Origin of the sequence: Pantoea sp. Seng, assembly GCF_009829935.1 — a bacterium.
Taxonomy (GTDB): domain Bacteria; phylum Pseudomonadota; class Gammaproteobacteria; order Enterobacterales; family Enterobacteriaceae; genus Pantoea; species Pantoea communis.
This window is the reverse complement of the sequence record NZ_SZZV01000009.1, coordinates 37,114-61,636: the sequence shown is the minus strand read 5'-3', so window position 1 is coordinate 61,636 and position 24,523 is coordinate 37,114. Positions and strand designations below refer to the sequence as shown.

The following is a 24,523-nucleotide window of genomic DNA, read 5'->3' as shown; positions in this document are numbered from 1 at the left end:
CCGGCAGTGCGGCGACAGTCTGCTCACGGCCATTAGCCTGCCATCTGCTTCTCGCGGATTTCAGCCAGCGTTTTGCAGTCGATGCAAAGATCGGCAGTCGGACGCGCTTCGAGGCGACGAATACCAATTTCTACACCACAAGAATCACAGTAGCCGAAATCGTCGTCATCCACTTTCTTCAGCGTTTTTTCGATCTTTTTGATCAGTTTACGCTCACGATCGCGGTTACGTAATTCCAGGCTGAACTCTTCTTCCTGTGCGGCACGGTCTACCGGATCCGGGAAGTTCGCAGCTTCGTCCTGCATATGCGACACAGTGCGGTCTACTTCATCCCGAAGTTGGTTGCGCCAGGCTTCCAGAATCTTGCGGAAATGGCTCAGTTGGGCGTCGTTCATATACTCTTCGCCCGGTTTCACCTGATACGGCTCCACACCAGCGATGGCGAGGATACTCAGGGACGATGTTTTACGGTTTTGCCCTTCTTGCATGTTGTTTCTCCTGGATAACACGCCCTTCCCGTCATACTTCAGGTTGCATGTGCATTGGCTAAATTGACCACCGACTGCCAGCAACGCGAATTATTAAGGGGTATATCGATTCCCATCAGGGAAAAAACAGGCCGCTATAAATAGCAGAAGCAGTCAAGGTTGGCAATTATTCATATTCGCACCTTGACAAGCCTGTGAGGAACAGCGTATTTAGCGCACCGCCCAGAACATTCCTATCACAGCAAATTGCTATAAATATTACAACTCTACGTTAATCGTCACGGCGACGGGCTGAGTGAGTAACATTTGAGCAGGTGAAATCTGAGCCTGATACGCCAACACTTCCACTCCACAGCGTTGAGCCTGTCCCAGTAGTTCTGCGTAGTGTGCGTCGATATGGCGCGCCGGGGAGACGTCCTCAATCCCCGTATGCAGAACGGCGAACAACAAAACAGCTCGATGACCCTCTGCCGCGATAGCACTGAGTTCGCGCAGATGCTTCTGTCCTCGAGCCGTCACCGCATCCGGAAAAAAGCCTTTACCCTGCTGTAAAAGGGTGACGGACTTGACTTCAATATAGCAGTTTGATCTGCCCTCCGCTTGCAGCAGGAAGTCAATTCGGCTTTTTTCCGTACCGTATTTCACTTCAGGTTGGCAGTGGCTGTAAGCGGACAATTCTGGAATGGCGTCAAGGGTTAAGGCTTCACGTACCAGTTGATTGGCTCTGAGGGTGTTCACGCAGATCCAGTGGCCTTGTTGTGTCTCGGTCAGTTCCCAGCTGTGCGGATACTTGCGCGTGATGCTGTCTGAGGTGGAGTACCACACGGTATCGCCCGGTGTGGCGCAGCCGGTCATCGCGCCGGTATTGGCGCAGTGAATGGTCAGTGTCTCCCCCTCTGGCGTCACGACATCGGCAAGAAAGCGCTTATAGCGCGCGATAAGACGAGCGGGTTTTAACGGTGGATCAAACTGCATTCAGGCTCCTGACGACGAGGGCAATGGCCAGCGCGCCAGCCGCCGATAGCGGGTGCGTCCCTGGCTAAAGGTCGATGAGAACAGCGCAAAGTCACTGACATCGTACTGCCAGTGAAAGCCGCGCGGGGGTAAGGCCACTTTTTGCGTGGCGTGGCGCAACAAAGTGATATGCGGGTGAAAAGGCTGTGCACTCTGGGCGCAGCCATGGCGTGCCGCCTGAGCACGCAGCAGGCTCGCTAACTGCAACAAGCCGCGTGGCGCACGTTGGCAGCCAAGCCACACGACACCGGGGCGCGGCCAGTGTCCCGCATCATCCAAATCCAGGCTAAAACCGGGCTGAACAATGCGCGAAGCTAACTGCTGTAACTGCTGCGAGGTCTCGGCACTGACATCCCCCAGAAACGCCAGCGTCAGATGCAGATTGGCGGCGGCCACCGGTTTTCCTGCCCCTTCTGCAAAGTGATCTGCGCGCCACTGTACCAGCTGTTGCTGGAGTGGCGCGGGCAGTTCGAGGGCAAAAAACAGACGTTGTATCGACATGGTGACGTGGCCGTTGAGTGCTACAATGCGCGCCATGTTAGCACAGGCAGAGTGGGAGTTAAGTGTGAGTGAATTACCGGTAAGTGAGGTGCTGCCTGCATTGCTCGATGCATTGTCTCAGTCATCACAAGTTTTACTGGCGGCACCCACCGGCGCGGGAAAATCGACCTGGCTGCCGCTGCAACTGCTACAGCAGTCGGTGCTGCCGGGGCGCATCATTATGCTTGAGCCGCGTCGTCTGGCGGCGCGAAATGTGGCGCAGCGCCTGGCGGATCAGTTGGGGGAACAGCCCGGTGGCACCGTGGGTTATCGCATGCGCGGTGAAAACTGCTGCGGCCCCCATACGCGACTGGAAGTGGTGACCGAAGGCATTCTGACGCGCATGTTGCAGCGCGATCCGATGCTCGAAGGTGTGTCGCTGGTGATCCTCGATGAGTTTCATGAGCGCAGCCTACAGGCTGATTTGGCGCTGGCGCTGCTGCTGGATGTGCAACAAGGGCTGCGCGATGACCTGAAAATTCTGCTGATGTCCGCAACGCTGGATAACGAGAGGCTGCGCCAGCTACTGCCTGCTGCGCCTTTTATTGTTTCTGAAGGACGCAGCTTTCCGGTGATACGCCGTTATGCCTCACTCAACCCGCAGCAACGTTTTGACGAAGCGGTGGCGCGAGAAGTGGCGCAGTTGCTGCGTGAGGAGTCGGGCTCGCTGCTGCTGTTCCTGCCGGGCGTGGCAGAAATTGAGCACGTAAAGCGCGAGCTGGAATCCCGCGTCGATGAAGACGTGGCTCTCTCTCCTTTATATGGTGCGCTGTCATTGGATGCGCAGCGTCGAGCGATTCTGCCTGCGCCTGCCGGTCGCCGCAAAGTGGTGCTCGCCACAAACATTGCCGAAACCAGTCTCACTATTGAAGGTATCCGCTTAGTGGTGGATAGCGGGCTGGAGCGTTCGGCACAGTTTGATGTGCGTAGCGGCGTCACGCGCCTGCAAACGCAACGCATCAGCCAGGCTTCCATGACCCAGCGAGCCGGGCGAGCCGGGCGTCTTGAACCCGGTATTTGCCTGCATTTGCTGCCGCAGGAGCAGGCGATGCGTGCAGCGGCGCAAAGTGAACCCGAAATCCTCAATAGCGATTTGGCTGCGCTGCAGATCGATTTGCTGCAATGGGGTTGCCAGGATGCGTCACAGCTCTGCTGGCTGGACGCGCCACCGCAACTCAGCTTGCGAGCGGCACAGGCTTTGCTAACGCGCTTAGGCGCATTAGAAAACGGCAGGCTTAACGCGCGCGGCCGTAAAATGGCGACGCTTGGCAGCGATCCACGTTTGACGGCGATTCTGTGTGCGGCACAAAGTCAGGATGCCATCGCCAGTGCCGCTCTGCTGGTGGCGATACTTGAAGATCCACCGCGCAACGGTAGTGCAGATTTGCGCGACGCCCTTAATCGACCACAGCCGCATTGGCAAAGGCGCGCGCGTCAGTGGCAGCAACGGTTGAATGCCAGCGATGGCCGCGTCAATCCCGATCTTTTCCCCGCATTATTGGTGGCAGGCTTTGCCGATCGTCTGGCGCAGCGACGAGGCGAAAGCGCACGCTATCAGCTGGCTAACGGTATTGGCGCCATGCTGGATGAACAGGATGGCCTGAGCCGCTATGAGTGGTTAATCGCGCCGACCCTGTTACAGGGCGCCAGTGCCGCCGAAGCCCGCATGTTACTGGCGCTGCCGGTAGAGATAAGTGCGTTACGCCAGCAATGTCCTGAACTGGTGTCGCAGCGCATTGATGTGGAATGGGATGAGGAGAAAGGGACATTGCGCGCCTGGAAACGGGAACTCGTGGGTGCGCTGGTCCTAAAAGCACAGCCGCAGGCGCGACCGGAACCGGAGATTTTACACCCGGCGATGTTGCGCTGGATCCGCGAAAAAGGGCTCTCGGTACTCGGCTGGACCCCCGAAGCGGAACAGCTGCGTTTGCGTTTGCATTGTGCCGCCGAGTGGCTGCCGGAAGAGGCGTGGCCGCCATTGGACGATGAGAGCCTGCTCGACTCGCTGGAGCGTTGGCTGTTACCCGAGATGGGTTCCGTGCGCGATCTCAAGAGCCTGCAGGCCGTCAATCTTGTCAGCGCATTATTACATTTGCTGACATGGTCACAACGTCAGCGGCTGGATACTGTGCTGCCAACTCATTACACTGTGCCGACCGGAAGTCGCCTGCCTATTCGTTACGATGCTGAAAAGCCTCCGGCGTTGGCAGTGCGTATGCAGGAGATGTTTGGGGAAGCGCAAAATCCCGCGGTGGCCGAAGGCCGCATTCCGCTGGTGCTGGAGTTGCTCTCACCGGCGCAGCGTCCGTTGCAGATCACCCGTGATCTCGCTGCGTTCTGGCGCGGAGCCTATCCTGAAGTGCAGAAAGAGATGAAAGGGCGCTATCCCAAACATCCCTGGCCCGACGATCCGGCAAACGCCTTACCGACAAGGCGCACCAAGAAATTTTCATCGTGACACTCTGTGGATCGAATTCAGAGGGTTCTGCCATGCGCAGCACGAGAAAGCAGTTAGAGTAACGGCCGTAGCCGTAGCTATGCCTGGAGAATAAAAGCATGTCTGGGAACGATCGCGAACCTATTGGGCGTAAAGGAAAAGCGCCAAAGCCGCCGCGCAGCACTGCGCGCCGGGGTCGCCGCAGGGAGCTTGATGATGATATCGATCAGGACGATTTTGACGAAGACGATGAGGAGAGCACACCGGTGCCACCAAAAGGTAAAGGGAAAGGAAAACGTCCGCCACGCGGCAAACGTCGTTGGTTAGGCTGGTTAATTAAGCTTTTCCTGGTCTTTGTGGTCGTGATGGTGGCCTGGGGCATCTATCTCGACTCTGAAATCCGCAGCCGCATCGACGGTAAAGTGTGGCAGTTGCCTGCTGCTGTCTACGGCCGCATGGTGAGCCTTGAGCCGGGGATGTCGTACGACAAAAAAGAGATGATTGCGCTGCTGGAAGGCACGCAGTATCGCGAAGTGTCGCGCATTACCCGTCCGGGCGAATTTAGCGTCAAAGGCAACACCATCGATCTGCTGCGTCGTCCGTTTGACTTCCCGGACAGCAAAGAGGGGCAGATCAACGCCCGTCTGACGTTCAGCAACAACGAACTGAGCGAGATTAAAAACCTCGATACCGGACGTGATTTTGGCTTCTTCCGCCTTGATCCACGTTTGATCACCATGCTGCAATCGCCGAACGGTGAGCAGCGTCTGTTCGTGCCGCGTGCGGGCTTCCCGGATCTGCTGGTCAGTACGCTGATCGCGACCGAAGACCGTCACTTCTATGAGCATGATGGTATTAGCCCGTATTCGATTGGCCGTGCATTCCTTGCCAATATCACGGCAGGTAAAGCGGTACAGGGCGGCAGTACCTTGACGCAGCAGCTGGTGAAAAACCTGTTCCTGACCAACGAGCGTTCACTGTGGCGCAAAGCGCGTGAAGCTTACATGGCAGTGATCATGGATGCGCGTTACAGCAAAGATCGCATCCTTGAGCTGTACCTCAACGAGGTTTACCTCGGTCAGGCGGGCAACGATCAGATCCGTGGCTTCCCGCTGGCGAGTTTGTATTACTTCGGTCGTCCCGTCGATGAGCTGAGCCTCGATCAGCAGGCGATGCTGGTCGGTATGGTGAAAGGTGCTTCGCTGTATAACCCGTGGCGCAACCCGAAACTGGCCCTCGAGCGCCGCAACCTGGTGCTGCGTTTGCTGCAACAGCAGAACGTCATCGATCAGGAGCTGTACGATATGCTCTCGGCGCGTCCGCTGGGTGTGCAGCCGAAAGGGGGCGTGATCACGCCGCAGCCTGCCTTTATGCAGATGGTACGTAACGAGTTGCAGGCCAAACTGGGCGACAAGATTAAAGATCTGTCTGGCGTGAAGATCTTCACCACGCTCGATCCTATCTCTCAGGATGCGGCGGAAAAAGCGGTCGAAGATGGCATCCCGGCGCTGAAAAAACAGCGTGGCTTGAAGGATCTGGAAACCGCGATGGTGGTGGTGGATCGCTTCAGTGGTGAAGTGCGTGCCATGGTGGGCGGTGCCGATCCGCAGTTCGCGGGCTATAACCGTGCGCTGCAGGCGCGTCGTTCTATCGGTTCACTGGCTAAACCGGCGACCTATCTCACCGCATTGAGCCAGCCGAATACCTATCGGCTGAACACCTGGCTGGCGGATGAGCCGATTGCGCTGAAACAGCCGAACGGTTCCATCTGGAAACCGATGAACGACGACAAGCGTTTCAGCGGCAAAGTGATGCTGGTGGATGCCTTAACCAACTCCATGAACGTACCTACCGTAAATCTGGGGATGACATTGGGTCTGCCTTCGGTGGTGGATACCTGGACGAAGCTGGGCGTGCCGAAAGATCAGCTGAATCCGGTGCCAGCGATGTTACTGGGAGCACTTAACCTGACACCGATCGAAGCGGCACAGGCGTTCCAGTCGATCGCCAGCGGCGGTAACCGCGCCGACCTGTCGGCGGTACGTTCGGTGATTGCTGAAGATGGCACGGTGTTGTACCAGAGCTTCCCGCAGGCGCAACGCGTTGAACCGGCGCAGGCTGCTTATATGACCTTGTACACCATGCAGCAAGTTGCCGATCACGGCACCGCCCGTGCGCTGGGCGCGCGTTACCCGAATGCCCATCTGGCGGGTAAAACCGGTACCACCAATGATCTGATCGATAGCTGGTTTGCGGGTATTGATGGCAAAGAGGTCGCGATCACCTGGGTTGGCCGCGACAACAACCAGACGTCGAAGCTGTACGGTGCGAGCGGTGCGATGCAGATTTATCGCCGTTATCTCGACAACCAGGCGCCGATGCCGCTGGTGCTGACACCGCCAGAAGATATCACGCAGATGAACGTCGACTCTGCCGGTAACTTCGTGTGTGGTTCTGGTAGCAGCACCTGGCGTTCACTGCCGGTGTGGACGTTGGATCCTAACGCGCTGTGCCAGCAACAGCAGCAACAGATCCAGCAACAGCAGCAGATCCAACAGCAGCAAGAGTCGCAACCTCAGCAGCAGTCACCTCAGCAGCAGCAGGGTGAGCAGAAAGATGCTGACGGCGTAGCAGGCTGGATTAAGGATATGTTTGGCAGCAAATAGTTAGCTGCAGAAAACACAGGGCGCTTCGGCGCCCTTTTTCGTGCCTGTGATTTGTTAATCGCGATCATGGACATGCACGATCTGGTCGCAAACGCACCGCCATCAGGCATTACATCTTGCGGATCTCGCCAAACTTCGCCTAAAATCCGTGCGTCTAATAATCATTCTCGTTTGTATTCACCTGCGTCGTTTTCTTTTCGAGAGATCCTTTTATGAATACGCGAATTTCAAATCCTTGTTCTGCCCGTGCTGCGACTTCCCGCCGTCCGCTCGCTTTAATGATTTCTTTAACACTGGGTACGCTCAGCGCACAGGCGCTGGCAGAAGATACCGTGGTGGTGACCGCCAATGGCGGCAACACCGTCGCGCAGGAAAGCGCATGGGGTCCGGCTCCTACCATTGCCGCGAAACACAGTGCTACCGGCACCAAAACCGATACGCCGATTGAGAAAAACCCACAGTCGGTTTCGGTGGTGACGCAGGAAGAGATGGCGATGCACGCTGTAACCAGCGTAAAAGGTGCGTTTAACTACACGGCTGGCGTGCTGACGGGTAACCGCGGCAGCTCAAGCGTAATCGATGCGCTTTCAATTCGTGGCTTTAGCGAAACCAACACTAACCAATATCTTGATGGCCTGAAGCTGCAGGGGGATAACTACTCCGAGTTCGCTATTGATCCTTACTTCCTTGAGCGTGCGGAACTGCTGCGTGGCCCGGTTTCCGTGCTGTACGGCAAAAGCAACCCAGGCGGCGTGGTGTCACTGGTGAGCAAGCGCCCGACGCAGGAAACACTGCGTGAAGTGCAGTTCCAGATGGGCACCGATAACCTGTACTCAACGGGCTTCGATTTTGGCGGTTCGCTGGATGATGACGGTGTATATAGCTATCGCCTGACGGGTCTGGCTCGCAGCGCCGACGCGCAGCAGGAGATGAACAAAGAGAAGCGCTACACCATCGCGCCTTCGTTCAGCTGGCGTCCTGATGCCAATACCCGCTTTGACCTGCTGACCTATTTCCAGAATGAACCGGAAACCGGTTATTACGGCTGGTTGCCGCGTCAGGGCACCGTGGTAGGCATTACCCGCCCGGACGGTAGCAGCTATAAACTGCCAACCAACTTTGATGAAGGCGAAGACAGCAACAAGATCTCGCGCAACACCAAGATGGTGGGTTACAACTTCGAGCACAGCTTTAACGATACCTGGACGGTGCGCCAGAATCTGCGTTATGCGGATTTGAGAACCAATTACCGCAGTATTTATGGTAATGGCTTCAACGCTGCCACCAATGAAATTACCCGTGGTTCGGCGGTTTCCGATGAGAAGTTAAATCAGTTTGCGGTAGATACGCAGGCACAGGCCAAATTTGGCACTGGCGCAGTGGATCATACTTTGCTGATGGGTGTGGATTACCAGCGCACCCGTAATGATATTGATGCGGCGTTTGGATCAGCATTCCCAATTAGTGCGTTCAATCCTCAGTATGGTAACGATGCGCTAGATGGTGCTGCGTTCCCTTACCAATATCTGAATCGCCAAGAGCAAACCGGTCTGTACTCTCAAGATCAGATGGAATGGAACCGTTGGGTGCTGACCTTAGGTGGACGTTACGATTATGCGATGACTTCAGCACTGAATCGTAACGGCAATACCGAAGTGAAAAATCACGATCAGGCCTTCACCTGGCGTGGTGGTCTGAACTATGTGTTTGATAACGGCATTGCGCCGTACTTTAGCTACAGTGAGTCCTTTATTCCGAATTCTGGGACTACCGCCTCGGGCCAGCCGTTTGATCCATCGCGTGCTAAGCAGTATGAAGCCGGTGTGAAGTATGTTCCTAAAGATCGTCCGGTTGTCGTAACTGCTGCGGTGTATGAGCTGACCAAAACCAAAAACCTTACCGCCGATCCAAACAACCTTAACTTCAGCGTACAGAGCGGTGAAATCCGTTCTCGCGGTGTTGAATTGGAAGCCAAGGCGGCTCTGAGCGCCAACATCAACATGACGGCGTCTTACACCTATACCGATGCGGAATATACCGAAGACACTGCGCTGAAGGGCAAAACGCCGGTGCAGGTGCCGAAGCATATGGCATCGCTGTGGGGGGATTACACCTTCAATGAAACTGCGTTGTCAGGTGTGACACTGGGTGCGGGTGTGCGTTATGTAGGTGAAAGCAAAGGGTTATATGCAGAGAATATGCAGAATGGCAGTAACTCAAACCAAAACTTCGACGTAGCGGGTTACACCACCGTCGACGCAGCGCTGAAATATGACCTCGGCCGTTTCGGTCTGCCGGGCTCTTCTGTGGGTGTTAATATCAACAACCTGTTCGATCGTGAATACGTTGCCAGCTGCTACCGTGATTACGCTTGCTACTGGGGCGCTGAACGTCAAATCGTTGGTACCGCCACCTTCCGCTTCTGATTCGTCAGGGCGAATATGTTGTGATTTTGGGCGGCCTCAGGGCCGCCCCCTTCAGAATCAGATCGGTTTTGTGCTAATTAACCAGGAATCACCATGCAGCATCCGCACCACGAAGAAACCACCTTCACGCTGGATAATGTCAGCTTTCGCGTACCTGGACGCACGTTGCTGCATCCACTTTCACTCACCTTTGCGCCGGGTAAAGTGACGGCGTTGATTGGCCACAACGGCTCGGGTAAATCCACCTTGCTGAAAATGCTGGGGCGTCACCATGCGGCAAGTGAAGGTCAGGTGCTGTTGAACCGCGATGCGGTGGAGAACTGGGGCAGCAAAGATTTTGCGCGCCAGGTGGCGTATTTGCCGCAGCAGTTACCGGCGGCAGAAGGGATGACGGTGCGTGAGCTGGTGGCGATTGGTCGTTATCCGTGGCACGGTGCGCTTGGGCGCTACGGCCAGGAAGATCGCGATCGCGTGGAAGAAGCGATTACGCTGGTGGGCCTGAAACCGTTCGCCGGGCGTCTGGTGGATAGCCTGTCAGGCGGCGAACGCCAGCGTGCGTGGTTGGCAATGCTGGTGGCGCAAAATAGCCGCTGCCTGTTGCTGGATGAACCCACTTCAGCGCTGGATATTGCGCATCAGGTTGATGTGCTGGCACTGATTCAACGACTCAGCCGTGAGCGCGGGTTAACGGTGATTGCCGTGCTGCATGACATCAACATGGCGGCACGTTATTGCGACCGTCTGGTGGCGCTGCGCGGCGGAGAAATGATTGCGGAAGGCGGGCCTGATGTCATCATGCAGGCCGATGTGCTGGGCAATATCTACGGTATTCCGATGGGCATATTGCCCCATCCACAAGGCGGTGCTCCCGTCAGTTTTGTTTACTGAGGCCTCGCCATGTTCGACATTTCACGCCGTCGCTTGCTGACGGCGCTGGCACTGACGCCACTGATTAACGTTGCCCCATTGCGTGCGGCAACACCCGATCTGCAGCGCATCCTGGCGCTGGAATGGCTACCTGTTGAGCTACTGATGGCGCTCGGTGTATCGCCGCTCGGTGTGGCTGATTTGCGCAACTACAACATCTGGGTTGGCGAGCCGATGCTATCCGCCAGCACCATCGATCTCGGCTTGCGCACCGAACCCAATCTGGAACTGATGACGCAGCTCGAACCTTCCTTAATCCTGCACTCCAACGGCTACGGTCCGGGATTAGATAAACTCGATCGCATCGCGCCGACCATGGGCTTTGATCTGAATAGCGGGGACGGTAAACCGTTAAGTACTGCCCGTAAATCACTGCATGCGCTCGGTGCCCGGCTGTGCCGGGAAGCGCAGGCGGTACAGCATCTGCAATTCCTGGATGAGCAGCTAGCGGCAGCGCGCGAACGTCTCAAACCCTGGGCAGATCGTCCGGTGCTGCTGATGTCATTGATGGACAGCCGTCACGCCATCACGTTTGGCACCAACAGTCTGTTCCTCGAAGTGATGGAAATCCTTGGCCTGAGTAACGCCTGGCAGGGTGAAACCAATTTCTGGGGCAGTGCCGTGGTTGGGCTTGAGCGGTTAGCCGATGTCGGCGATGTGCAGGTGATCTGTTTTGATCACGATAACGATCGTGACATGCAGCAGGTGATGAAAACTGCGCTGTGGCAGGCGCTGCCGTTTATCCGCGCGGGCCGCTTCAAGCGTGTGCCTGCCGTCTGGTATTACGGCGCGACCTATTCAGCGCTGAAATTTGTGCGCGTGCTGGAACACGCGCTGGAGTCGCACTGATGCGCCATCGTCTCTTTCCTGTGATGCTGCTAAGCAGCATGTTTTTACTGGCGCTGGCGCTGACCTTTATCAATCTGCGTGACGCGCTGCCAACGGCGCAGTGGTCACAAGCCTTCTTTGCGCCGGACATCAACAGTATCCAACAGGTGGTGTTCCATCACAGCCTGTTATCGCGTCTGGCGCTGGCGCTGTTGGTGGGGGCGGGTCTCGGATTGGCCGGTTTACTGTTTCAGCAGGTGCTGCGTAATCCGCTGGCGGAACCGACCACGTTGGGTGTGTCATCCGGTGCACAGCTCGGTATTACGGTCGCCACGCTCTGGCATTTACCGGGTGGTGAGCTGACACAGCAATTTGCTGCGATGGCGGGCGCAGTGCTGGTGGGCATCCTGGTATTTGGCGTGGCCTGGGGCAAACGGCTGTCACCCGTGACACTGATCCTCGCCGGGCTGGTCCTGAGCCTGTATGCCGGTTCGGTGAATCAAATCTTTGCCATCTTCAATCATGATCAGCTGCTGAATATGTTCTTGTGGAGCACCGGCACACTGAATCAGATGGATGGGCACAACGTCGCCATGCTGTGGCCGCGTCTGCTGTTGGCTTTTGTCGTGGCGCTGGCATTGCTGCGCCCCTTGACGCTCATGGGGCTTGATGACGGCGTAGCAAAAAATCTCGGTCTGGCACTGTCTGCTGCGCGTGTCGGCGCACTCGCTCTGGCGATTCTGTTAAGTGCGCAATTGGTGAACGTCGCCGGGATTATCGGTTTTATCGGGCTGTTTGCACCACTGCTGGCGAAAATGCTCGGGGGGCGTCGCTTACTCAGCCGTATGCTGCTGGCTCCGCTGATTGGTGCCTTACTGCTGTGGCTGGCCGATCAGTGCGTATTGTGGCTGACCAGCCACTGGCGCGAGGTTTCCACCGGCACAGCGACCGCGTTAATTGGCGTACCGATTCTGCTGTGGCTGTTGCCGCGTTTACGTACCGGCTCGGTTCCACCGGCGATGAATATGGGCGACAAGGTGCCGGCAGAGCGCCAGAAGGTGGTGCTGTGGTGTGGCATTGGCCTTGGGGTGCTGGCGCTGCTGAGCGTTATCGGCATCTCCTTTGGTCGTGATGCACACAGCTGGACGTGGGTGAGTGGTGAGATGCTGCATCAACTGCTGCCGTGGCGTGCACCTCGCGTGCTGGCGGCGTTAGTCGTGGGGATGATGCTGGGTGTTGCAGGTGCGTTGATTCAGCGCCTCACTGGCAACCCGATGGCCAGTCCGGAAGTGTTAGGCATCAGTTCCGGCGCGGCCTGTGGTGTGGTTGTGATGATGTTCTTTGTGCCGGGTGACGCCGTGGCGTGGTTGCTGCCCGCTGGCGCATTAGGCGCGGCGCTGACGCTGCTGGTCATTATGCTGGTCGCCAGTCGCGGAGGTTTCTCACCGGAGCGTATGTTGCTGGCGGGCATGGCGCTTAACAGTGCGTTTGTCACCTTACTGATGGTGTTAATGGCGAGTGGCGATCCGCGCATGGGCGGCCTGCTAAGCTGGATTTCCGGTTCGACGTACAACATCAATATGCCGCAGGCAGTGCAAAGCGCCGTGGTGGGTATCGTATTTATTGCGCTCGCGCCACTGGCGAGCCGCTGGCTCACACTGCTGCCGCTGGGTAGTGCGACGGCACGTTCAGCGGGGATGGCATTAACAGGTTCGCGTCTGGCCCTGCTGCTGCTGGCGGCGGCGTTAACGGCTACGGCGACCTTGACCATCGGCCCGTTGAGTTTTGTCGGTTTGATGGCGCCGCATATCGTGCGCATGCTGGGCTTCAGGCGCGCATTACCGCAGGTGTTGATGGCGGGATTATTAGGCGGCGGATTGATGGTGTTTGCAGACTGGTGCGGCAGGATGCTGGCCTTCCCGGATCAGATCCCTGCAGGTTTAATGGCGACCTTCTTCGGCGCGCCGTATTTTATCTGGCTGTTGCGTCGCGCATAAACGCGCAGCCTACGTCAATCGGTGCTTACAGGGCAGCTGCGCATAATTGTGCAACCTAACGGAAATGGGTGTATGCGTGTAGCTGAGCATAACGATGCGAACGAACGGCAAGGGTGTCTTTAGGGGAGGTTGTGCCTCAAGGGACAGCCGGGCACATTAATGTAGGGGCGCCATTCCTGGCACCCGCTAATGGCTTACAGCTTCGCAAAGCTGCGGCGTGCCGCATCAATGGTGCGCTGAATATCTTCCTGGCTGTGTGCCAGCGACATAAAGCCCGCTTCAAAAGCAGAAGGTGCGAGGTAAACACCTTCTTCCAGCATCAGGTGGAAGAAGCGCTTAAAGCGCTCAACGTCGCATTTTGTCACGTCGGCATAGCAGGTTACGCTTTCGGCATCGGTAAAGAAGATACCGAACATGCCGCCAACGTGGTTGATCACCAGCGGAATGTTTTCTGCTTTTGCCGCTGCCAGCAAGCCTTCAGACAGTTGGGTGGTGAGGTCGGTCAGAGTGCTGTGCGTGCCCGGTTGAGCAATCTGCGTCAGGCAAGCAAAACCGGCCGCCATGGCAATCGGGTTACCGGAAAGCGTGCCCGCCTGGTAAACCGGACCCGTTGGTGCCAGTGCAGCCATCACATCACGACGACCACCAAATGCGCCCACCGGCATGCCGCCACCGATGATTTTGCCGAGACAGGTCAGATCCGGCGTGACATCGTAATAAGCCTGAGCACCGCCCAGCGCCACACGGAAGCCGGTCATCACTTCATCGATGATCAGCAGCGCACCAAACTCATCACAGAGTGCACGCAGGCCCGGCAGGAAGTCCGGTTGCGGTGGGATGCAGTTCATATTGCCCGCAACGGGTTCAACGATGATACAGGCGATATCTTCTGGATATTGCTCGAAGGCTTCGCGTACTGACGCCAGATCGTTGTAAGTGCAGGTCAGGGTGTGTTTAGCGAAATCAGCCGGAACACCCGGCGAGTTCGGTTGGCCCAGGGTCAATGCGCCGGAACCCGCTTTCACCAGCAGACAGTCGGCGTGGCCGTGGTAGCAGCCTTCAAATTTGACGATCTTGTCACGATGGGTAAAGCCACGAGCCAGACGAATCGCGCTCATGGTGGCTTCGGTGCCGGAGTTCACCATGCGCACCATATCCATACTTGGCACCAGCTCACACACCAGCTCGGCCATTTTCACTTCCATTTCGGTTGGGGCACCGAAACTCAAACCACGAGATGCCGCTTCAATCACCGCATTGCGGATATTGGCGTTGTTATGCCCCAGCACCATTGGGCCCCATGAACCGACATAGTCGATGTAGGCTTTGCCATCGGCGTCATACAGATAAGCGCCGTCGGCGCGTTCGATGAACAGCGGCACGCCGCCCACACCGGTAAAAGCACGTACCGGGGAGTTCACACCGCCAGGGATCAGGCGTTGCGCTTCGGCATACAGGTTTTCAGACTTACTCATTGCTCGGCTCCTGCTGTTCTGGAAAAAAATTCTGGCGCCATTCTAAGGGAAGAGTCGCCCGATTAGAAAGGCAAGCGGGTGCGAAAGCCTTTTAAAGCTATACTTTAGCGCAGCGCAGGCGGCACACAGTGTCAAGCGCAGTACTTGATTGCACTGGGCGGCTGGCAGATAATAGTGAAATTAAGGTCGTTTTCTGACCTGGACGTTTACCCGGAGTAAAACATGAGTGACGACGTAGCAGCGCTGCCTTTGCAATTCACTGAAGCAGCAGCGAAAAAAGTGAAAAATTTGATCGCGGATGAAGAGAATCCTGAGCTGAAACTGCGCGTGTACATCACCGGTGGCGGTTGCAGTGGTTTCCAGTACGGTTTTACTTTTGACGATCAAATGAATGACGGCGACATGACCATTGAAAAGCAAGGCGTGGCGCTGGTGGTTGATCCAATGAGCCTGCAGTATCTGGTGGGCGGTTCGGTTGATTATACCGAAGGTCTTGAGGGTTCACGTTTTATCGTGACAAACCCGAACGCGAAAACGACTTGCGGTTGTGGTTCTTCCTTCAGCATCTGATCCCCTTTTCTGACCGCCGTTCTGGCGGTCAGAACGTTACCACTCTACGGTCACTAATCGTGACGACTCACGACGCTTCGCATCGCGCTTTAACACGCTTTCGGTCACGCGCGGCTGTGCACTGAAGTGACGTCCACAATCAATCGATGGCAATGTTTGTTCGCTTTGCCGTGAGATATCGCAGCGGGAAAATATGGTCAACGTGACGGCAATAGAGCCGGTGGAGGTCGCCGCGCCAATTGGCGCAGCCATCGCAAGCCCTATGGCCAGGAGCAGTGCTCTGGTCATTGATAATTCCTGGTGAAGTCAAAAGTTGCGCGTTGCGCAAAAAGGGCACTGAGCATACGTGGCCGCAGTGCCTTGTATTTTGTTTTTCGACAATTTTTGCCGAATCTTTAATCTTTTTTGGTGCTATTTTTCGCCGGATGTAAATCTGCACACAGCTGTTTGGCTGCCAGCAGGATACGTGGACCCGGTCGACTCAGCCAGTCATCGTTAATGGCAATCACCGGCACCGTCAGTTGTGGCTGCCAGAATTTCACAATATTCGCGGCTTGCGCGGGGCCACCGCCGATCACAATCGCCTGAGGATGACGTGCTAATACTTGCTCACGACTCACCTGCGGCCAGCTGACACGGCTGTCGGCAAAGATATTTTTGCCACCGCACAGGGTGATTACCTCGTTTTGCAACGTATTACGCGATGCAGTAAACAGCGGCTGTTGACCAAACTGCAAAAACAGAGGGATCGGCGTGCGTTGTTGATACTGTTTACGCAGATCATCCTCTTGCTGGCGCAGCGCCTGTGCGGCAGCCGCCGCCTGCTGAGGTTGTGGACTCCACGGTTTGAGCGCTGCTAACGCATCAATCATCTGATCAATGGTCTGCGGATCAATCCATTCGACTTTAATGCCCAGACGTTGCAGTTGGTCGATCTGCCGCTGTGGATTACCACCGCGCCAGGCCAGCACCACATCCGGTTTCAGTTGCAGGATGCGCTCGACTTTGATGCCCTGCCAGTTTGCCACCTGCTCCAGCTGATTGGCCTGCGCCGGGAAATCCGAATAAGCACTCACCGCCACCGGCGTAATGCCCGCTGCAAAAGCCAGTTCGGTCAGATGGGGCGATAGCGTGATAACGCGTGGGGCAGCAGCAAACAGGCTATTGCCGATCAGCAATAGCCCCAGCAGCAGATATTTAGCCACGCGCCAGCTGTGCCAGCAGGTTTTCAACCATCAGTGACGATTGTTTAGCGGCAACGACGAGGAACTCATCAAAGCTCAGGTGGGATTCTTTATCTGCGACATCGGAAATCGCGCGCACCACCACAAACGGCACTTTGAACTGATGGCAAACATGACCGATGGCGGTGGCTTCCATCTCCACGGCGATCGCCTGTGGGAAGGTGGTGCGAATGCGTGCCAGAGGTTCAGCACCGTTGATGAAGGCATCACCGCTGACCACTAAACCGCGCACTGCGTTGAGATCCAGCTGCTTAATCACTTGCTCCGCAGCGGCGATCAGTTTTTCATCCGCCACAAAGGCTGCCGGGCAACCGGCCATCTGGCCAGGTTCGTAACCAAAAGCGGTGACGTCGGCATCGTGATAGCGCACTTCATCGGAAACCACGATATCGCCCACTTTCAGTGAAGCGGCCAGACCACCCGCAGAGCCGGTATTGATCACTAGGTCGGGTTTGCACAGCTCCAGCAACAGGGTCGTGCCGAGCGCCGCCGCGGTTTTACCAATGCCTGATTTCAGCAGAGCAACCTCAACACCGTTCAGCGTGCCGGTATAAATTTCACAACCAGCCAGCGTCAGCGTCTGACGGTTTTCGATTTTGTCACGCAGCAGGGTGACTTCCTGCTCCATCGCGCCAATAATGCCTGCTTTCATAAAGAATCTCGCTGTAGTTATGGATGTAAAGCTTAAAAGTGAGGCATAGTCTACCATGGCTGGCAGAGGATGAATTCACCAAAAAATAAGGGGTAATGATGGCGACGATCAATTTCAAAAATAAGATCAGTTTCACCCGCCCTTATACCAGCCGCAAAGATCCAGAGGGCGAATACTTTATTACACGGCACTTTGAGAGTGACCGTGGCCGCATCATCAATTCTGCCGCGATCCGCCGCCTGCAACAAAAGACTCAGGTTTTTCCTCTGGAGCGTAATGCAGCGGTGCGTTCACGTTTGACCCACTCGCTGGAAGTGCAGCAAACCGGGCGCTATATCACCAAAGAGATCCTGCAATACCTGAAAACGCAGGGCGGTGGACTGGCAAATTACGGGCTGGAGGAGTTTGAAGGCGCGTTTGAGAGTCTGATTGAGATGGCCTGCCTGCTGCATGATGTGGGTAATCCGCCGTTTGGTCACTTTGGTGAAGCCGCGATCAATGACTGGTTTGACGACAATCTGCCTCTTGAACTCGTGGACCCGCTGGTGGCGGGCGTGGCAGATGAGCATCAGCGCACTGATTTTGACCAGCTAAATGCAATGATTCGTCAGGATTTGTGCCACTTCGAAGGCAATGCGCAGGCGATTCGCCTGGTGCATACGCTGCTGCAGCTTAATCTTAGCTATGCGCAGGTGGCCTGTATTTTAAAATATACCGCCCCCGCATGGTGGCAGGGCGATAAGCCGGCAGAATTTAGCGTGCTGATGAAGAAGCCGGGCTTTTATTTGTCCGAGCGTGAATATGTCGCTGACTTACGCGCAGCCACCGATATTAAAGAGCATCATCGCTATCCACTCACCTGGATTATGGAAGCCGCTGACGATATCTCATACTGTATTGCCGATTTAGATGATGCGGTCGAAAAAGACATTTTTGATGTTGAGACCTTGTATAAGTCTCTGCTCAAAGCCTGGGGGACGGTAAATAGTGGTGATGCGTTCAGTCGCACAGTGAGCGAGGCATGGAAAGAAGCCAACCAGAAAAAACGCCGTAGCCTGAGCGATCAATTTTTCATGTCATTACGGGTTAACGTGCAAAATGTGTTGGTTAGCCATGCCGTGCGCCGTTTTGTCGATAATCTCCCGGCTATTTTTGAAGGAAACTTCAATCATGCGCTGCTGGAAGATGACGGTGATGAAGGCCGTCTGTTGAAATTATTTAAAACCGTGGCGCGCCAGCAGGTATTTAATCATCCGGAAGTTGAGCAACTCGAATTACAAGGTTATCGGGTAATAAAAGGTTTGCTGGAAATCTATCAGTCATTAATGTTGCTGGATTATGAACAATTTACTACGCTGATGAACGACGATTTTCTGCCGAAATATCCGATAGAAACGCGACTGTTTCATAAGCTTTCAGGAAAACATCGCAAAGCTTATCAGCAGCAGATGCGTACACTGATTGTCGAGCATAAATATCAACGTTTGTTGTGGGAACGTTATTACCGTTCGCGCTTGATTCAGGACTATATCAGCGGAATGACAGACAATTATGCGTGGGATGAGTATCGTCGTTTGATGGCCGTGGAATAAGCCGAGTTTTGTAAAGATGAAGAATAAATTTTTACCTTTGCCCAAAACTTTATTAGGAACTTCGCGCTAAAAACTTAATCTCATCATCACGACCACAGCAATGGTCTGGCCGTAAATCTTAGAGAGACACAGACGAATGAAAAAAAGCACATTAATGTTAAGTGCGCTGGCGCTTAGTCTGGGCATGGCATTGAGCCCTGTCAGTTTCGCGGCGGAAAGTGCTTCCTCCTCGAACCAACAGTTGCCAAGCCTGGCGCCGATGCTGGAAAAAGTGATGCCTTCCGTGGTGAGTATTAGCGTTGAAGGTAGCACCACGGTGAAAACCCCGCGCATGCCGCAGCAATTCCAGCAATTCTTTGGTGACAACTCGCCATTCTGCCAGGACGGTTCGCCATTCCAAAGCTCGCCAATGTGCCAGGGCGGCGGTGATGGCAGCCAGGGCGGTGACAACGGCGGCGCCAATACTCAACAGCAAAAATTCCGTGCACTCGGTTCGGGTGTCGTGATTAATGCCGATAAAGGCTATGTCGTCACCAACAACCATGTGGTAGATAACGCCACCAAAATTCAGGTGCAGCTGAGCGATGGTCGTCGCTATGACGCCAAAGTGATTGGCAAAGATCCACAGTCTGATATCGCTCTGATTCAACTGCAGGACGCCAAGAACCTGACGGCAATTAAGATCGCGGACTCCGATGACCTGCGCGTCGGTGATTACACTGTCGCAATCGGTAACCCGTACGGACTCGGTGAAACAGTAACCTCCGGTATCGTTTCAGCGTTGGGCCGCAGCGGCTTGAACGTCGAGAACTACGAAAACTTCATCCAGACCGATGCTGCCATCAACCGCGGTAACTCCGGTGGTGCGCTGGTGAACCTGAACGGTGAACTGATCGGGATTAACACCGCGATTCTGGCGCCAGACGGCGGCAATATCGGTATCGGCTTTGCTATCCCAAGCGCGATGGTGAAAAACCTGACGGCGCAGATGATCGAGTATGGTCAGGTGAAGCGTGGCGAGCTGGGCATTATGGGTACCGAGCTTAACTCTGAGCTGGCGAAAGCGATGAAAGTCGATGCCCAGCGCGGTGCCTTTGTGAGCCAGGTCCTGCCTAACTCGGCAGCGGCAAAAGCGGGTGTGAAAGCCGGCGATGTCGTGGTGTCGATGAATGGCAAACCGCTGACCAGTTTTGCCGCGCTGCGTGCAGAAGTGGGTTCACTGCCGGTAGGCACTAAACTGCAGCTGGGTCTGTTACGTGACGGTAAACCGGTGACGATTACGGTTGAACTGCAGCAGAGCTCGCAGGAAAAAGTGCAGTCCGCCACGATCTACACCGGCATTGAAGGTGCCGACCTGAGCAACATCGACAGCAACGGCCAGAAAGGCGTGCGCGTGGATAATGTGAAGGCAGGCAGTGCTGCAGCGCGTATTGGTCTGAAGAAAGGTGACGTGATTAGGGGCGTTAACCAGCAGGCGATTGCCAACCTTGGTGAACTGCGCAAAATCCTCGACACCAAACCGTCCGTGCTGGCCCTGAATGTGCAGCGTGGCGACAGCAGCCTCTATCTGCTGATGCAGTAAGTCTTAGATAATTGAGTACAGGCGAGCTTCGGCTCGCCTTTTTTGTTTTTGTCTGGCGCAGCTGCGCTCCTGGCTAGCATCAACACCTTTTTAGTGTGGTCCACATTGTGCAGATGTCCGTTTCGCAATGTGACGCCTACCGCAATTCCCGTATTCTCTATCCGGCTATGTGCAGTTGCACAATGCCAGCCGTGCGTGGGATGCGTATTCTGTCAATTCTTCCCTTTCTCTGGAGTGATTGATGGCCACCTATCATCTCGATGCGCGACTGGCTCAGGATATTGTTGCCCGCACCATGCAAATTATTGACAGTAATGTCAACGTGATGGATGCACGCGGCCGCATTATTGGCAGCGGCGATCGTGAGCGTATTGGCGAATTGCACGAAGGTGCGTTGCTGGTGTTATCGCAGGGAAGGGTAGTGGACATTGATGAGGCCGTGGCGAAACATCTGCACGGCGTGCGTCCTGGCATCAACCTGCCGTTGCGCATTGATGGTGAGATTGTCGGTGTAATTGGCCTGACCGGCCAGCCGGCAGCGCTGCGTCACTACGGTGAACTGGTGTGTATGACCGCCGAAATGATGCTGGAACAAGCGCGGCTGTTGCACATGCTGGCGCAGGATAGCCGTTTGCGCGAAGAGCTGGTGCTGAACCTGATTCGTAGCGATACGCTTTCACCGGCGTTGAGCGAGTGGGCGCAGCGCCTGGGCATCGATCTCAATCAACCGCGCGTGGTGGCGGTGGTGGAAGTCGACAGCGGCCAGCTTGGCGTTGACAGTGCGATGTCGGAATTGCAGCATTTACAAACTCTGCTGACAACGCCGGATCGTGACAACCTGATTGCTATCGTTTCACTCACTGAAATGGTGGTGTTGAAGCCGGCGCTCAACGCCCACGGCCGTTACGATCAAGACGATCACCGCCGTCGCGTGGATCAGTTATTACAGCGTATGAAAGAGAGTGGGCAGGTGCGAATGCGCATCGCGCTGGGTAATTTCTTTACCGGTCCCGGCAGTATTGCGCGTTCCTACCGTACGGCGCGCACCACCATGATGGTGGGTAAACAGCGCATGCCGGAACAGCGCAGCTTCTTCTATCAGGATTTGGTGCTGCCCGTACTGCTGGATAGCCTGCGCGGTGGCTGGCAAGCGAATGAACTGGCGCGCCCGTTGGCGAAACTCAAAGCCAATGATAATAATGGATTATTGCGACGTACGCTGGTGGCGTGGTTCAGTCATAACGTGCAGCCAAGCGCCACGGCACGCGCACTATTTATCCATCGTAATACGCTCGAGTATCGCCTGAACCGCATCTCCGAGCTGACCGGATTAAACCTCGGCAATTTTGACGATCGATTGCTGCTGTATGTGGCGCTGCAACTGGATGAACAGAGCTAATCCTTAGCAGGGCCAGGAGAGGAAGATGCCCCGTTTGAATGTGCGCCTGATCTGGCTGTTGGCCGGCTTGCTGATGACCGCGACCTGTCATGCCAAAGCTGTTTCGCTGGCCTTTTTATCTGGCGAAGAGATGCAACAGACGCGAACTGCGCTGCAAAATCATCAGGCTGCGCCACAGACTGAGCAGGCGTGGCAGCAACTCAAGCAGGCTGCCGATCGCGCGCTTAATCAGCCCAATCCCAGCGTGACGCAGAAAGGGATGTTACCTCCCAGCGGTTCCCGCCATGATTATCTCAGCCTGAGTGCCTACTGGTGGCCGAATCCCGACAAGCCCAATGGCTTGCCATGGGAACGCCGTGATGGTGCGGTCAATCCGGCGAGTAAAAACGACCAAAGCGATGGTGTGCGTCTGGCTCGTTTCACCGCAGACGTGCAGGTATTGGCGCTTGCCTGGTATTTCTCCGGCGAAACCCGTTATGCAGCCAAAGCCCAATCGATGATTCGCAGCTGGTTCATCGATCCCACCACCCGCATGAATCCCAATCTTAATTATGCTCAGGGTGTGCCGGGTAAGGCTGAGGGCCGACACACCGGTGTGCTGGATGGGCGTTACTTTGCCACGCGCATAGTGGATGCACTGCAGCTACTGCACGATTCGCCCGGCTGGCACCCGCAGGATCAGGCTGCGATACATGCATGGTTTAGCGATTATCTCGGCTGGCTATTGCACAGTCAGTTGGCACAAGGCGAGCGTGATGCACCTAATAACCATGGCAGTTGGTATGCCGCACAGGTGGCGGGCATCGCGTGGTATTTGCATCAACCTCAGGTGATTAAGCAGATGGTGGTTTTAGCTCAGGATAAAATCGCCGGGCAAATTCGTACGGACGGAACGCAGCCAATGGAACTGGCACGCACACGCTCGTTCCACTATAGCTATTTCAATTTGCAGGCTCTGACCAGCCTCGCGCAACTGGCACAGCGAAGCGGCGCGGGCGATCTTTGGCACTATCAACAGCAGAGCGGTTCATTGTTGAGTGCGCTGAATTATATGGCACCGTTTAGTGATGACAGCAAAACCTGGCCATGGAAAAATCGCGATCGTGTCAGTCTGCGCTTGATTCCACTGCTCTCGCTCACGGATCGCAGCCTGAACAGCGACCGTTTTCAGCCCTGGATTCATCGCGCGATCGAAACGCAATCGACGGCCCCTATCAGCCCAGCAGCGCGCGGTTCGGAAAGAGAAGCGCTGCGTGATCTGTGGTTGTTATCGCGCCCACCCACGTATCGGTGAGGGGAAAGTTATAGCCGAGGCTGTGTGCTGTTAAGCATTAGATTCATCGACGCCCTGTGCGCCGCATCGGCATCGCCGATCATGATCGCTTCATAAATCTTGCGGTGTTCGTCCAAAAAAATATCCTGCGCGCTGGAAGGCCAGGTAAAAAAGCATTTAAAAATGGTTTCCAGCAAATTACCGAACGGGATGTAAAAACAGTTGTCGGTAGAGTGAAAGATCAGGCGATGAAAGGCACTGTCTGCCTCCAGCCAGCGAGCAAGATCGAATTTACTCGCAGCGCAAACAGCGATCATTTCACGAAATAACAGAGAAAGTTCGGTGCGTTGTGCCTGCGTAGCGTGTAGCGCAGCCAGTCGGGCGGCCTGCGGTTCTATGGCCTCACGGAAGGCCAGAAACTATTGGTACATCTCCGCCGTTGATTCAATGCTCTGCATCCATTCCAGCAGTGCACATCAAGCAAATTCCAGTAAGTGCGGTCGCGCACGTGCGTGCCGAGTTTAGGCCGCGATTCTAATAATCCCTTTGAAGATAACAGTTTGAGCGCTTCACGCACGGCAGTTCTACTGACGCCAAAGTGGCTACATAGCTCGACTTCGCTGGGCAGAACATCACCAGCCTTTAGCGTTCCAGAGAGAATTTTTTGCGCGAGGTCACCGGCGATATGAACATCCAGACCGCGCTGTCCTGAGGTGATGGCTGCAAATTGCATGGTTTTTGTGATACCTGAAGTCAGACATAACCCGATACTAGCCAGGGATTATGAATTCAGATAGGTGAAACAGGCCCAGATAAAACGGAATTAAGGCAAAAAAAAGGCCAGCATAAGCTGGCCCTGGGAATGCGGGGGAGGAAATTAACGACCGTTGCGGGTCAGTTGATCCAGATCGGATTCAATTTCAGCGATCTTATTGGATACCACGTTTTCCAGATGACGCAGATCAGCAAGGATTTTGCGTTTCAGATCGACTTCAACCTGATCGCGCTGGCAAATCTGGTCCAGTTCGTCGATCACGTAACGCAGGTTCGGGCTGATTTCCTGTACTTCTTTATAGCCCTGGCTGGTGTGATCGGCGACGACAGTTTTGCGCTGACGCGGGTATTTGAATTTCACGCTTTTGGCGAAGAATTCACCTTTGTCTTTACGGAAGTAGATTTTCAGAATGTCGTTGCTGGCTTCCTGACGCAGGCTGTAACGGTCGATGTCTTCAGGAGAGCTGATACCTAAGCTTTTCAGGTTGTCGTACATAGCGTTTATATTCCATCTAAGAGTGGGTGAGCGCGCAGGACTATCATCATCATTCGGGATGCGGCAGATACGCAGCAACCGGAACGCTTACGGCATACTTAATCAACTGTAGACACAAAAACCGGGATGAACAGTGCGCGACC

The 24,523-nt window shown here is 55.3% G+C and carries 21 protein-coding genes; 11 read left to right on the top strand and 10 right to left on the bottom strand.

What is annotated here, in order from left to right:
- Positions 1-32 precede the first annotated feature (32 nt).
- From dksA to thpR, 3 genes are all read right to left on the bottom strand, one after another.
- The gene (gene dksA / locus FD737_RS11245; RefSeq protein ID WP_034829547.1) at positions 33-488 is read right to left on the bottom strand and encodes an RNA polymerase-binding protein DksA; all 456 of its coding nucleotides are present in this window, start codon (positions 486-488) and stop codon (positions 33-35) included.
- 258 nt (positions 489-746) lie between these two features.
- Complete coding sequence (gene sfsA, locus FD737_RS11240) at positions 747-1,463, bottom strand: DNA/RNA nuclease SfsA (RefSeq protein WP_160833516.1); 717 nt, start codon at positions 1,461-1,463, stop codon at positions 747-749.
- The gene (gene thpR, locus FD737_RS11235; protein WP_097118377.1) at positions 1,464-2,003 is read right to left on the bottom strand and encodes an RNA 2',3'-cyclic phosphodiesterase; all 540 of its coding nucleotides are present in this window, start codon (positions 2,001-2,003) and stop codon (positions 1,464-1,466) included.
- A 25-nt stretch (positions 2,004-2,028) separates the two neighbouring features.
- On the opposite strand from thpR, the gene hrpB reads away from it, so the two are divergent.
- The 6 genes from hrpB to fhuB all read left to right on the top strand — a co-directional run bounded on the left by hrpB (position 2,029) and on the right by fhuB (position 13,323).
- Positions 2,029-4,500, top strand: coding sequence for an ATP-dependent helicase HrpB (gene hrpB / locus FD737_RS11230; RefSeq protein WP_160833515.1), 2,472 nt, complete (start codon positions 2,029-2,031; stop codon positions 4,498-4,500).
- A gap of 98 nt (positions 4,501-4,598) precedes the next feature.
- Positions 4,599-7,145 (top strand): bifunctional glycosyl transferase/transpeptidase, encoded by a 2,547-nt coding sequence (mrcB, locus tag FD737_RS11225; protein ID WP_058960863.1) that lies wholly within the window; start codon positions 4,599-4,601, stop codon positions 7,143-7,145.
- A 212-nt stretch (positions 7,146-7,357) separates the two neighbouring features.
- Positions 7,358-9,571 carry a ferrichrome porin FhuA gene (gene fhuA, locus FD737_RS11220; protein ID WP_160833514.1) on the top strand — a complete coding sequence of 738 codons (2,214 nt, stop codon included), beginning with the start codon at positions 7,358-7,360 and terminating at the stop codon, positions 9,569-9,571.
- Between the two features lie 93 nt (positions 9,572-9,664).
- Entirely contained in the window at positions 9,665-10,459 is a 795-nt protein-coding gene (gene fhuC, locus FD737_RS11215) for a Fe3+-hydroxamate ABC transporter ATP-binding protein FhuC (protein WP_038648971.1), read from the top strand.
- Between the two features lie 9 nt (positions 10,460-10,468).
- Positions 10,469-11,347, top strand: a complete 879-nt coding sequence (fhuD, locus tag FD737_RS11210) for a Fe(3+)-hydroxamate ABC transporter substrate-binding protein FhuD (protein ID WP_160833513.1) — start codon at positions 10,469-10,471, stop codon at positions 11,345-11,347.
- Positions 11,347-13,323: a Fe(3+)-hydroxamate ABC transporter permease FhuB gene (gene fhuB, locus FD737_RS11205; protein ID WP_160833512.1), complete on the top strand. Its 1,977-nt coding sequence runs from the start codon at positions 11,347-11,349 to the stop codon at positions 13,321-13,323. The genes fhuD and fhuB overlap by 1 nt, the downstream gene beginning before the upstream one ends.
- 194 nt (positions 13,324-13,517) lie before the next feature.
- On the opposite strand, the gene hemL is transcribed toward fhuB, so the two are convergent.
- A complete protein-coding gene (hemL, locus tag FD737_RS11200; protein WP_097118383.1) occupies positions 13,518-14,798 on the bottom strand; it encodes a glutamate-1-semialdehyde 2,1-aminomutase in 1,281 nt (426 codons plus the stop codon).
- Positions 14,799-15,020: 222 nt separating this feature from the next.
- On the opposite strand from hemL, the gene erpA reads away from it, so the two are divergent.
- Positions 15,021-15,368 carry an iron-sulfur cluster insertion protein ErpA gene (gene erpA / locus FD737_RS11195; protein WP_034829523.1) on the top strand — a complete coding sequence of 116 codons (348 nt, stop codon included), beginning with the start codon at positions 15,021-15,023 and terminating at the stop codon, positions 15,366-15,368.
- A 36-nt stretch (positions 15,369-15,404) separates the two neighbouring features.
- Here erpA and FD737_RS11190 read toward each other — a convergent pair whose 3' ends face one another.
- The 3 genes from FD737_RS11190 to mtnN form a co-directional block, all read right to left on the bottom strand.
- Positions 15,405-15,656 (bottom strand): hypothetical protein, encoded by a 252-nt coding sequence (locus FD737_RS11190; protein ID WP_034829521.1) that lies wholly within the window; start codon positions 15,654-15,656, stop codon positions 15,405-15,407.
- Between the two features lie 107 nt (positions 15,657-15,763).
- On the bottom strand, positions 15,764-16,573 hold the full coding sequence (btuF, locus tag FD737_RS11185) for a vitamin B12 ABC transporter substrate-binding protein BtuF (protein WP_097118385.1): 810 nt from the start codon (positions 16,571-16,573) through the stop codon (positions 15,764-15,766).
- A complete protein-coding gene (mtnN, locus tag FD737_RS11180) occupies positions 16,566-17,264 on the bottom strand; it encodes a 5'-methylthioadenosine/S-adenosylhomocysteine nucleosidase (protein WP_045813812.1) in 699 nt (232 codons plus the stop codon). Before mtnN ends, btuF begins: the two co-directional genes overlap by 8 nt.
- Before the next feature lie 98 nt (positions 17,265-17,362).
- On the opposite strand from mtnN, the gene dgt reads away from it, so the two are divergent.
- The 4 genes from dgt to FD737_RS11160 all read left to right on the top strand — a co-directional run bounded on the left by dgt (position 17,363) and on the right by FD737_RS11160 (position 23,131).
- Positions 17,363-18,856, top strand: a complete 1,494-nt coding sequence (dgt, locus tag FD737_RS11175; RefSeq protein WP_160833511.1) for a dGTPase — start codon at positions 17,363-17,365, stop codon at positions 18,854-18,856.
- 136 nt (positions 18,857-18,992) lie between these two features.
- On the top strand, positions 18,993-20,438 hold the full coding sequence (degP, locus tag FD737_RS11170) for a serine endoprotease DegP (RefSeq protein WP_034829511.1): 1,446 nt from the start codon (positions 18,993-18,995) through the stop codon (positions 20,436-20,438).
- A gap of 241 nt (positions 20,439-20,679) precedes the next feature.
- A complete protein-coding gene (locus tag FD737_RS11165) occupies positions 20,680-21,837 on the top strand; it encodes a CdaR family transcriptional regulator (protein WP_034829508.1) in 1,158 nt (385 codons plus the stop codon).
- Positions 21,838-21,862: 25 nt separating this feature from the next.
- Positions 21,863-23,131 carry an alginate lyase family protein gene (locus tag FD737_RS11160; RefSeq protein WP_202404529.1) on the top strand — a complete coding sequence of 423 codons (1,269 nt, stop codon included), beginning with the start codon at positions 21,863-21,865 and terminating at the stop codon, positions 23,129-23,131.
- Between the two features lie 8 nt (positions 23,132-23,139).
- On the opposite strand, the gene FD737_RS23890 is transcribed toward FD737_RS11160, so the two are convergent.
- The 3 genes from FD737_RS23890 to FD737_RS11150 all read right to left on the bottom strand — a co-directional run bounded on the left by FD737_RS23890 (position 23,140) and on the right by FD737_RS11150 (position 24,380).
- Positions 23,140-23,487, bottom strand: a complete 348-nt coding sequence (locus FD737_RS23890) for a FadR/GntR family transcriptional regulator (RefSeq protein ID WP_237448789.1) — start codon at positions 23,485-23,487, stop codon at positions 23,140-23,142.
- A 17-nt stretch (positions 23,488-23,504) separates the two neighbouring features.
- On the bottom strand, positions 23,505-23,843 hold the full coding sequence (locus tag FD737_RS23885; protein ID WP_237448786.1) for a FadR/GntR family transcriptional regulator: 339 nt from the start codon (positions 23,841-23,843) through the stop codon (positions 23,505-23,507).
- Positions 23,844-23,987: 144 nt separating this feature from the next.
- Positions 23,988-24,380, bottom strand: a complete 393-nt coding sequence (locus FD737_RS11150) for a DUF3461 family protein (protein ID WP_034829501.1) — start codon at positions 24,378-24,380, stop codon at positions 23,988-23,990.
- Positions 24,381-24,523: the final 143 nt, after the last annotated feature.

What these genes read in the sequence shown, in the direction of transcription:
- dksA (WP_034829547.1), bottom strand. Translation starts at nt 488, where the DNA reads ATGCAAGAAGGGCAAAACCGTAAAACATCGTCCCTGAGTATCCTCGCC.
- sfsA (WP_160833516.1), bottom strand. Translation starts at nt 1,463, where the DNA reads ATGCAGTTTGATCCACCGTTAAAACCCGCTCGTCTTATCGCGCGCTAT.
- thpR (WP_097118377.1), bottom strand. Translation starts at nt 2,003, where the DNA reads ATGTCGATACAACGTCTGTTTTTTGCCCTCGAACTGCCCGCGCCACTC.
- hrpB (WP_160833515.1), top strand. Translation starts at nt 2,029, where the DNA reads ATGCGCGCCATGTTAGCACAGGCAGAGTGGGAGTTAAGTGTGAGTGAA.
- mrcB (WP_058960863.1), top strand. Translation starts at nt 4,599, where the DNA reads ATGTCTGGGAACGATCGCGAACCTATTGGGCGTAAAGGAAAAGCGCCA.
- fhuA (WP_160833514.1), top strand. Translation starts at nt 7,358, where the DNA reads ATGAATACGCGAATTTCAAATCCTTGTTCTGCCCGTGCTGCGACTTCC.
- fhuC (WP_038648971.1), top strand. Translation starts at nt 9,665, where the DNA reads ATGCAGCATCCGCACCACGAAGAAACCACCTTCACGCTGGATAATGTC.
- fhuD (WP_160833513.1), top strand. Translation starts at nt 10,469, where the DNA reads ATGTTCGACATTTCACGCCGTCGCTTGCTGACGGCGCTGGCACTGACG.
- fhuB (WP_160833512.1), top strand. Translation starts at nt 11,347, where the DNA reads ATGCGCCATCGTCTCTTTCCTGTGATGCTGCTAAGCAGCATGTTTTTA.
- hemL (WP_097118383.1), bottom strand. Translation starts at nt 14,798, where the DNA reads ATGAGTAAGTCTGAAAACCTGTATGCCGAAGCGCAACGCCTGATCCCT.
- erpA (WP_034829523.1), top strand. Translation starts at nt 15,021, where the DNA reads ATGAGTGACGACGTAGCAGCGCTGCCTTTGCAATTCACTGAAGCAGCA.
- FD737_RS11190 (WP_034829521.1), bottom strand. Translation starts at nt 15,656, where the DNA reads ATGACCAGAGCACTGCTCCTGGCCATAGGGCTTGCGATGGCTGCGCCA.
- mtnN (WP_045813812.1), bottom strand. Translation starts at nt 17,264, where the DNA reads ATGAAAGCAGGCATTATTGGCGCGATGGAGCAGGAAGTCACCCTGCTG.
- dgt (WP_160833511.1), top strand. Translation starts at nt 17,363, where the DNA reads ATGGCGACGATCAATTTCAAAAATAAGATCAGTTTCACCCGCCCTTAT.
- degP (WP_034829511.1), top strand. Translation starts at nt 18,993, where the DNA reads ATGAAAAAAAGCACATTAATGTTAAGTGCGCTGGCGCTTAGTCTGGGC.
- FD737_RS11165 (WP_034829508.1), top strand. Translation starts at nt 20,680, where the DNA reads ATGGCCACCTATCATCTCGATGCGCGACTGGCTCAGGATATTGTTGCC.
- FD737_RS11160 (WP_202404529.1), top strand. Translation starts at nt 21,863, where the DNA reads ATGCCCCGTTTGAATGTGCGCCTGATCTGGCTGTTGGCCGGCTTGCTG.
- FD737_RS23885 (WP_237448786.1), bottom strand. Translation starts at nt 23,843, where the DNA reads ATGCAATTTGCAGCCATCACCTCAGGACAGCGCGGTCTGGATGTTCAT.
- FD737_RS11150 (WP_034829501.1), bottom strand. Translation starts at nt 24,380, where the DNA reads ATGTACGACAACCTGAAAAGCTTAGGTATCAGCTCTCCTGAAGACATC.